Below are 9,405 nucleotides of genomic sequence, written 5' to 3'. Positions count from 1 at the left end.
GTAAATGTTCGGCAGTAACTGTTTTCAGTTTGCGGTCTGCAATCGGGTGTTTTTTGATATAGCGGATTACACCAAGATAATTTTCTACTGTACCGTTGCTGAGTGTCCCAGTTTTTAGTTCTTCTTCTGCCCACATGTCCAGAAGTTCTCCTACGGTAAGATTATCTGCCTTTGCGACAAACTTCTTATTTTCGTAATCTTCCAGTGCCTTGCGGAGAAGCTTTTCCGTCTCACTTTTACTCTCGGTTCCGGCGTATTCTTTCTGAACCATTTTACCGCTTGCATCTTCTACATAGAAGCGATAGTACCATTTTTTTCCTTTTTTTCTAACAGATCCTTTTGCCATAATCGTATGTCTCCTTTCGATATCAGACAATCGGAACTGTTGAAATGCTTCTTGCGTGTAAGTATATCACAACTCCGGTTGTCTTACTATACCGATTCAGAATCCTCATACATAACTTCGGATAAAAGATTGGCAAGTCTTTGTTCGGCTGCTTCCGGTTTCTTTGAATAGAGCCTTATCACATCTGCCATATCGTTAAATGCGTTGACAGTATGCGTGATCTCCCTGAGAAACATAATCTCATTATATTCATCTTTCGATTCAAATCCCATTACTTTGGCAATGTCCGCATCTTTGGTACTGCCTTTGTAATTTTTGCAGGCGAACTGAAACGAATCCAGAAACAATTCATATTGCTTTAACAGTAACAGCAGTAAGTCTTTAGAAAAAGCGTCTTCTGTTTTATTGAGGTCAAGAGGTAACTGTTTGAGAATGTTGCCCATCGCATCACGAATCTGCAATTCTTTCTTATCCGTAATATCAGTTTCATATTCATCGGTTTCCCCTTTGAGCCATTTGATTGATACATGAAGTGCTTCCGAGAGACCTTCCAGTACCATCTTTTTGGTATTGTCAATCGAACCGTTCTCATAACGCAGGATTGTGGAAGCGGTAACTCCCATCTTCTCTGCGACATAAGGCTGTGTCAGATTTAATTCCAGACGGCGCTGTTTTGCCCTGCTGCCGATCAGCTTGCGTAGTTCTTTATCTTTCATGCCGATGTGCCTCCTTTTTCGGTATGTCATTACTATACCACGTAACAACATATATTGCAATATGCAATTTAAAGAAAAGAAATATAATTTCATAATGCTTGACAACAAGATGCAAACACGCTATACTGACAGCACAAACGAAATTGCATAATGCAATCAATAAGGAGGTGGTCATATGACGCAAAGAAAGATCGCCTTATCTATTGAGGAAGCTGCTGATTATACGGGAATTGGCAGGAACACCCTGCGAAAGTTGGTAGAGTGGAAGAAACTTCCGGTATTGAAGGTTGGGAGAAAAGTCCTGATCAAAACAGATATGCTGGAACTCTTTATGGAAGCCAACGAGGGCAGGGACTTGAGGGATAAGGGAAATGTGAAAGCAGTCACAAGAAACGGTTCAACTTAAAAAAGCGGTTCCCGAAGAAACCGCCAAAGGTTCTATCAGACCGGAGCCATGATATACCTACACGCAAGCAGATTATACCATGTATTTAGTCTGACAGACAACAGGAAACTTATGTTTGGAAGAAAAATGAAAGGACGATGATATTTATGGCAAGATCAACAAAGAGTTATGAGGAGCGTATGCTCCAGTTGGAAAAGAAAGAACAGGAAAGCCTTGAGAAGGCAAAACAGTATGCAGCACAGAAACGGGAACTGAAGAAACGTCAGAAAGATGTGGAAACCAAAAAGCGGACACACAGGCTCTGCCAGATTGGCGGTGCGGTGGAATCGGTGCTGGGTTCTGCGATTGAGGAAGAAGATATCCCGAAGCTGATCGGCTTCTTAAAAAGGCAGGAAGCAAACGGAAAGTTTTTCTCAAAGGCAATGCAGAAAGAGCCAGTTGCAAATACGGAGGAAGTGTAATGCCGGAGGGAGTGGGTTTTCCATTCCCTTCATTGCTTTTTTATGAAGGGCGCACTTATGGACAACCAGAGGTCGTCCGTATAAGTTTGCCACAGATGGCAACCGGTCTGCGCTTACGCTTGCCGGGCTCGTTCCGTCGGCGGGGCTTTCAGCCAGACCTGCTCATGCCGCAGGAGGCACTCTTATGCAGAGGGCGTTCCGGCAGATACCATTTTCTTTTAGGGAAAAGGTTACCTGCTGGAAATCAAAGCCGGATACGGCAGAAAGGGGGAAACGGAGCATGGCGATTTTTCATTATACAGTAAAGATTGTTGGACGCAGCAAAGGAAAATCCATCATATCGGCGTCTGCTTATCTCAATGGCGATGTGATGAAAAATGAAGAAACAGGCAGGATCAGCTACTACACTTCAAAAAAAGAAGTCGTTTATACCAGCCTGATGATGTGTGAAAATGCACCACAGGAATGGCAGAATGTACCTGCTGAAACTATCAGACGGTTCCAGAAATCAGTCCGATATAAAAGAGCAGATAACAAAGAAGCTGCACTGGAAAAATTCAAACTTACTTTTCAGAAACAGCGTTTGTGGAATGAAGTTTTGAAGATTGAGAAGACCGCGGATGCACAGCTTGGCAGGTCGTTTGAGTTCTCACTACCGAAAGAATGGAACCGAAAGGAACAGATTGAATATACAACGGATTATATTCAGAAAATCTTTGTAGACAAAGGCATGTGTGCAGATTGGAGCATTCACGATAAGGGCGATGGAAACCCACATGTGCATTTACTTGTTACCATGCGTCCATTCAATCCAGACCATTCATGGGGAAACAAAGAAGTCAAAGACTGGGATTTTGTCAGAGATAATGATGGAAATATCGTGGTTGATGAGTCTCACCCGGACTGGTGGCAGGATAAAAAGAACCCTGCCCGTCATGGAATCCGAATCCCGGTATTGGACGAAAACGGTAATCCGAAAATCGGTGCAAGGAATCGTAAACAGTGGAAACGTGTATTAACCGATGCTACCGGATGGAACAATCCCAAAAATTGTGAACTATGGCGGAGCGAATGGGCAAATGTCTGTAATGCACATTTGAAAACGGAAAATCACATTGACCACCGTTCTTATGCAAGGCAGGGAAAATTTGAGATACCAACGATCCATGAGGGTGCGGATGCCAGAAAAATTGATGAGAAATTTCAAAACGGACAGACATCCTCCGCTTCATGGAAAGTGGAGGAAAACCAGATCATAAAAAGACAAAATGCACTGCTGGGTAAAATAAAGATTTCTTTTGGAAAAGTATCTGGTGCATTGACACAATGGAAGGTGCGATTGGATGACATTAGAAGAAAGCCGGGAAGTCATTCCCATGATGGAGACAATGATAAACCAGATCGAGGAACAGCAGAATCTTATGGCAGAGATGATACAGGAATTACAGGAACGGGACAGGCAGCTTCTGTTTTTTCAGGAGCAGAACCAGAGTTTAAAAAACTTAAACAGCGAATTATCCGGGCTGCTGAATCTTTTGCCAGATACAGAAGAACTGCTCTCACAGATCGAGCAACAGAAAACCAGAATCGAACAGTTGGAAACCGAGAATCAGCAATGGCAGGAATTAACGCAGAAGCTGAACAGCGAGAACAGCTTATTGCAGAAACAGAACACCGAATTGCTGACCTTAAACAGCAGATAGAGAAAGTGAGGGAGCTTGATGAACGGATGCAAAGACTTAGAGAACGTCGGGCAGGTGGAAGAACTTTTGCTGATGACAGAACAGATGCAGGACGAACTGGATCAGAAAGACCAGACAATTTTGGAACTGAACAAGCAGCTAAGCGAATCGCTGACCTTGAACGAGAAATTGAACAGCGAAAACAGAGTCGAGAATATCGAAGCATTGCGGACAAGATTAAGGCAAACAGAGGAGCGATTGACCAACGAGACAGACAGAAGGAAAAGAGCCAACGCAGAAGTCGTGGCATGGAAATTTAAGTATGAAAAAGCAGAACAGGAGAAACTTTATGCACAGACACACCAAAAGACGGTAGAGGTAGCTGTTGAGAAAAAAGTGCCTTATGAGAAATGTGAAAAATGTGACCGCACTGCTTACCAGAAAGCAAAAGAAAAATGCGATAACCGCAAAAGTCAGCTGGAAAAGAAATTTAAAAATATGACAACTGGTTATGAAAGTATCCTGTTCCTACTGGCATGGTACAGCATAACAATAACCCTGTTTACGGCTATTCTTTCGCCAGTTTTCCTTAACGACTGTATCACCTTTTTCGGTGTGTTAGGAAAAGGAATGGGAAGCTTGTTTCGGGAGTTTGTCATAGGTGCAGATTCTTTCGGACAGTTAAGCAGCGGAATACCTAACCGTATCCTTTCCGGGCTTATGTACTGGCTGATCGTAGCTATTGTTATGGGAATTTTATTTATAATAACCGGATTACTGATAGTTGGGATTGGCTATCAGGTTGGAAAAATCTACCGGAAATATTGCTGGGATATCCTCAGTATAATAGTGGCGATAACGAGTGCAGCTATTGTAATTTACTTTGGAGAATGGATAAAATCTGTTATTCCTGTAAATCTTATCACGCTGTTGCTACTGGTGCATGTGATTTATATTGGAATTCGATGCTATGTGAAAGACTGGCAGGAAGAACGGGGATATTATTAAGAGTAGGTCGGACAGCTAAATTTTTAAAGCTGTCCGATTTGTGCATAAAAATAAAATTTATTCGTTTGGATATTACTTTATTGGTTTTATTATAATAAAGCCAATTATAATAAGAAATAGTGTTAGTATCCATGAAATAGGAAAAGCATAATACAGAATATTTAACTGGCAATGCTGCCTGAAAATAGTATATATCCAGAGGATACGAAAACAACAGGTTCCTATGATAGTTGCAATAGCCGGGTATAAAGAGTGCCCAGTACCTCTTAATACACCTGTCGGAATCTCATAATAAAATGAACGCAGGCAGCGAAGCAACTGCGTTCATGAGCAAGTAGCGAAAGCGGATTGCGAATGTCCTATTTATATAACGTATACAAATGTAAATGGATATCTGATCCCGAATCTCACCTATAAATCCGGTGAGCAGATGGAGCAACTTGGCAAGTATGGTTTTCTTCACAGAGATTATCTGAAGAATCATCGAAATTCAACTTATCAGGTGATGCTTCTGCAGGACACCATTGGAGAGCATCTTCTGGAAGTAGACAAGGCAGCCAGAGAACGGGAAGAAGCGATTCTGAAACAGCTAGAGAAAAAAGAGCCTTTGCCGGATAAAGAGAAAGATCAGATTGTCTGGGTATGATCTGGTTACGGACAGTCCGACAAAGAGAATCTATGAAGCAGTGAAGCGTATTCCGAAAGGACATGTGGCAACTTATGGGAAGATCGCAGAGATGGCGGGAGACCACAGAATGGCAAGAGCCGTGGGCAATGCACTGCATAAGAATCCGGATCCGGAACATATTCCGTGCTTCAGAGTGGTCAATGCGAAAGGTGAACTGGCCGGGGCATTTGCGTTTGGTGGAGAGGATGTACAGGCAGAACTTCTTCGAGCGGATGGAGTTGAAGTGATAAATGGAAGGGTAGATTTGGGAAAATATGGAATATGTGTCTGCGGAAATCTGGGAAAAAATTCCGGAAGATATTAAGAAGATGATAAATTTTCAGCGGATCAGCTGTTAACAATGGAATAAAAGCTTGACAAATTTCTAAATTTTTATATAATTATCAAAGGTAATTAACTGTGATAATTACTAGAAGTGCCATGAATGCAAAAGAAAGTATAAGTGGTGATTTTACTGATAATATATAAGGAGGACAGAATATGACAAGTGAAATAATAAAAAGGATGTTCGATGCATGTTATCAGGCAAAGCGGACCCGGGAGATGCTCCCACCGTTGCCCGAAGGTGTTCGTTCATCCTTTATTCAATATCTGGATACGATACAGTCTTTGGAAGGACAGGGCGTACAGGTAAAGGTGTCGGATATCAGTGATGCAATGGAGCTTCCAAGACCGGGAGTTACAAGAACTGTCAAAGAGATGGAAGAAAAAGGATACCTTAAGAAAATGGCTTCTGAAGCAGATGGACGTGTCACATACATAGCTGTTACAAGAAAGGGAACAAATCTTTCGCAGAAATATGACGAACAATATTTTAAAAGTCTGCTCCCTTACATGGAAGAAATCTCGGACGAAGATGCAGAATGTATGATACGGACGATAGAGAAATTTTATCAGATCATGTGCGAAAGGAGAAAACATTACGATGAACGATAAGGCAGATTTTACACAAGGAAGCATACTTAAAAAACTGATTGCATTTATGATACCGGTGCTGGGATCATTGATCCTGCAGGCGGCATACGGTGCAGTGGATCTTCTGGTAGTTGGAAGATTCGGTTCTACATCCGGGCTTTCAGCGGTTTCTACGGGAAGTCAGGTATTGAATCTTGTAACTTTTGTAGTGACACAGTTTGCAATGGGTATTACGGTACTGATTGCGAGATATCTCGGTGAAAAGAGACCAGAGCAGATTGGATCGGTCATTGGCGGATCAGCAGTTGTATTTACGATGATTGCAGTCGGATTATTTATTGTTATGGTTGGATTTGCACATCCAATCTCAGTCCTGATGCAGGCTCCGAAAGAGGCGGTTGAGCTGACCTCGGTATATGTGCGTATCTGCGGAGGCGGTATTTTCTTTATTGTTGCATACAATCTTTTATCAGCAATTTTCCGTGGACTGGGGGACAGTAAATCACCGTTGCTATTTGTATTTGTTGCATGTATTGTAAATGTGATCGGAGATATAGTACTTGTGGCAGGATTTCATATGGACGCAGCAGGTGCGGCGATTGCAACTGTTACAGCGCAGGCACTCAGCGTAGTATTTGCTATTGTTATTCTGATCAAAAAGGAACTTCCATTTAAGATTACCAGAAAAGATTTCGGGTTGAATAGTCAGTGTAAGAAATTCCTAAAGATCGGACTTCCGCTTGCACTGCAGGAGTTCCTGACACAGATGTCCTTCCTGGCACTTTGTGCATTTGTGAACCGGCTTGGCCTGGAAGCTTCTTCGGGTTACGGTGTTGCATGTAAGATTGTCAACTTTGCGATGCTGGTTCCAAGTGCGCTGATGCAGTCGATGGCATCCTTTGTATCTCAGAACATCGGAGCAGGCAAGGCAAAGCGTGCGAAGAAATCCATGTTTACCGGAATCGGTGTTGGCCTGGTTGTGGGATGTATAGTATTTTTATTGGTGATGTTTGGAGGCGATATACTGGCAGGGTTCTTCACAACGGATGTAGCCGTTATCCAGAAAGGGTATGCATATCTGAAAGGATTCGCACTGGAAACAATCGTGACAGCAATTCTGTTCAGTATGGTCGGATATTTCAATGGTAATAACAAGACGGTATGGGTAATGACACAGGGATTAATCCAGACATTGCTGGTACGTCTTCCATTTGCCTATGTGATGAGTATCCAGCCGAATGCAAGCCTGACGAAGATCGGTCTTGCGGCACCAGTATCGACAATGGTGGGAATCGTGCTAAATGTTGGATTTTATATTTATCTTGACCGTGCAGAGAAAAAAAGTAACGCTTTATAAATCATTATATGTTTAAAAAAGGGAGCGGGAGAGACACTGCAGGTAATTGCTTGAGACCAAGGGAATGCTTCTGGATGATGCATACAGCGTATCAGCTGGTTATATAATGTCAGTGACCAGAAAGCAGCAAAGCTGATAGAGGATACAGATAAAAGGCGTATGACAAATTATAACTTTTATACCGGGCAGAAGTGGGGAAAGGCCAGCAATTACACGTTGTGTCTGAACAGTTCACAGCTTGGATATGGCAGATGTGAAGCGGTTATTATGGAGTGCGCGAAATAAAAAATCCGGTTATAGTAAAATCCCATCTTTGGCAGTTGGAAAGAAAAAATGGCTGCATACCAAGCAAAATCAAGGTGTGCAAAAAAAATCTCAAATAATTAGCACTCACCTCTTGATCAAGCAACTTTTTAGGCAATAGACTTTACTCTTTGGCTTGCAGAAGAGGACAATCTTGCGTTGCTGGCGGATGCCGTTGGCTTGGAGATAACCTTTGATGAAACTGAGTCCAGCGTTGGAGATTTTAATGTAGACATTTATGCAACTGAAACAGGAACGGACAGAAAAACCATTATTGAAAATCAGCTTGAAGATACAGACCATGATTACCTTGGTAAATTGATTACATATGCCTCCGGCAAATCTGCCGATATTGTAATTTGGGTTGTCAAGAGAGCCAGAGAAGAACATCGCTCTGCAATTGAGTGGCTGAATAATCACACCGATGAGAATATTGCGCTCTTCTTGGTAGAAATCAAACTATACCAAATAGGCAGTTCGGATATCGCCGTTAAATTTGAAGTGGTAGAAAAGCCTAATGACTGGACAAGAAAGCCAACAGAATCCTTATATCTTATTCGGCAAATTTTTAAAATAAGGATAAGTGGTCTGAACAGTTCGATTGGGCGATGGACGTTGCCCTGAAGATGAAAAATACCTTCAAGAAATACTTATAAATAATAATCGCATTTGGTATACTTCCTGAAATGATTTTGAGACGTATACCATATCAGATTGCAATCCGACCATTTCAAACACCATATTTCAGAGAAATTGCATTGGCGATGAAAGATCGGACCAAAATTACTCCAGCAGTTAAAAAGTTCACAGAATATTTAAAATATAGGAACATTGATTAAATACTGAATCAAAACTAAAAAGTTTTCATTTGAAATTAATATGCAAATGGCTCAGTATTATTCAAACAAGGTATATTAAGAAACTTGCTTACCATCAATTATAGTAATTTTGATTAAGTAGCCTGTATGTGAAATAAAGAATACAGGCTACTTGTATTTTATAATTCTAATGAATCTTCCGCATCTACCCACATCTGCAAATTTCCATCAAGATATAATCTTGCATATTCAAGAGGTTCATCAATGGCGAGTGCGTTTAATGCACAGTCTGATCCTGGTGTGGTTTTTAAGTCCTTTTCTGCTTCCCAACAGTCAATGCGAAGCATATAGCCTGCACTGGTATAAACATCAATGCTGTTTCGTCCGGGATTATATTCTGCAAATATTGTTCTCATCGTATCTTATCTCCTTATCGATCAATAAATCATCTGTTACAAAAATCAGAAGCATTTCAATCAGTTCACCATGTCACTTTTATTTTGTGTTATACTGTTTTATATAATTTTTTTGCCCTTGTATTTTCCCTTATCAGTGTTCGTAAACACTGGTAGGACGATATAACACAAGGGAAACAATAAGGGAAAGCTCACCTGCGACAAATCCAGTGTTTTCAAGGAATTGCGGAGAATTTAATAACAAAATATAACAGTTATTAAATCTCTTAAAACAGGTGAAATCTCAATC

At 41.2% G+C, this 9,405-nt stretch carries 9 protein-coding genes and 4 pseudogenes; 10 read left to right on the top strand and 3 right to left on the bottom strand.

Annotated features, from left to right (window positions below; genetic code table 11):
* A pseudogene (locus DXD11_RS13905) lies at positions 1-346 on the bottom strand (site-specific integrase); the annotation flags it as partial.
* A gap of 86 nt (positions 347-432) precedes the next feature.
* Positions 433-1,062 (bottom strand): helix-turn-helix domain-containing protein, encoded by a 630-nt coding sequence (locus DXD11_RS13900; RefSeq protein WP_054703076.1) that lies wholly within the window; start codon positions 1,060-1,062, stop codon positions 433-435.
* Between the two features lie 175 nt (positions 1,063-1,237).
* On the opposite strand from DXD11_RS13900, the gene DXD11_RS13895 reads away from it, so the two are divergent.
* From DXD11_RS13895 to DXD11_RS13845, 10 genes and pseudogenes are all read left to right on the top strand, one after another.
* Positions 1,238-1,468 (top strand): helix-turn-helix domain-containing protein, encoded by a 231-nt coding sequence (locus tag DXD11_RS13895; protein WP_002578307.1) that lies wholly within the window; start codon positions 1,238-1,240, stop codon positions 1,466-1,468.
* Positions 1,469-1,614: 146 nt separating this feature from the next.
* Entirely contained in the window at positions 1,615-1,929 is a 315-nt protein-coding gene (locus DXD11_RS13890) for a hypothetical protein (protein WP_055219036.1), read from the top strand.
* A gap of 280 nt (positions 1,930-2,209) precedes the next feature.
* Positions 2,210-3,931: a MobA/MobL family protein gene (locus tag DXD11_RS13880; RefSeq protein ID WP_118758617.1), complete on the top strand. Its 1,722-nt coding sequence runs from the start codon at positions 2,210-2,212 to the stop codon at positions 3,929-3,931.
* Complete coding sequence (locus tag DXD11_RS13875; protein WP_243105885.1) at positions 3,870-4,619, top strand: DUF6040 family protein; 750 nt, start codon at positions 3,870-3,872, stop codon at positions 4,617-4,619. Before DXD11_RS13880 ends, DXD11_RS13875 begins: the two co-directional genes overlap by 62 nt.
* 361 nt (positions 4,620-4,980) lie before the next feature.
* Positions 4,981-5,262, top strand: a pseudogene (locus DXD11_RS13870) (TnpV protein); the annotation flags it as partial.
* A pseudogene (locus tag DXD11_RS13865) lies at positions 5,261-5,611 on the top strand (MGMT family protein); the annotation flags it as partial. The pseudogenes DXD11_RS13870 and DXD11_RS13865, both read left to right, overlap by 2 nt.
* A 176-nt stretch (positions 5,612-5,787) precedes the next feature.
* The gene (locus DXD11_RS13860) at positions 5,788-6,243 is read left to right on the top strand and encodes a MarR family winged helix-turn-helix transcriptional regulator (RefSeq protein WP_022046904.1); all 456 of its coding nucleotides are present in this window, start codon (positions 5,788-5,790) and stop codon (positions 6,241-6,243) included.
* Positions 6,233-7,579 carry an MATE family efflux transporter gene (locus DXD11_RS13855; protein ID WP_054703079.1) on the top strand — a complete coding sequence of 449 codons (1,347 nt, stop codon included), beginning with the start codon at positions 6,233-6,235 and terminating at the stop codon, positions 7,577-7,579. The genes DXD11_RS13860 and DXD11_RS13855 overlap by 11 nt, the downstream gene beginning before the upstream one ends.
* Positions 7,580-7,660: 81 nt before the next feature.
* Positions 7,661-7,864: pseudogene (locus tag DXD11_RS13850) on the top strand (AAA family ATPase); the annotation flags it as partial.
* Positions 7,865-8,041: 177 nt separating this feature from the next.
* The gene (locus DXD11_RS13845; protein WP_242849410.1) at positions 8,042-8,506 is read left to right on the top strand and encodes a hypothetical protein; all 465 of its coding nucleotides are present in this window, start codon (positions 8,042-8,044) and stop codon (positions 8,504-8,506) included.
* A 373-nt stretch (positions 8,507-8,879) separates the two neighbouring features.
* On the opposite strand, the gene DXD11_RS13840 is transcribed toward DXD11_RS13845, so the two are convergent.
* A complete protein-coding gene (locus tag DXD11_RS13840; protein WP_054703081.1) occupies positions 8,880-9,116 on the bottom strand; it encodes a DUF6061 family protein in 237 nt (78 codons plus the stop codon).
* Positions 9,117-9,405: the final 289 nt, after the last annotated feature.

It is taken from the genome of Coprococcus sp. TF11-13 (assembly GCF_003481085.1).
Lineage (GTDB): Bacteria > Bacillota > Clostridia > Lachnospirales > Lachnospiraceae > Coprococcus > Coprococcus aceti.
Note: the sequence above shows the minus strand (reverse complement) of the source record. Positions and strands in the feature narration are given on the sequence as shown.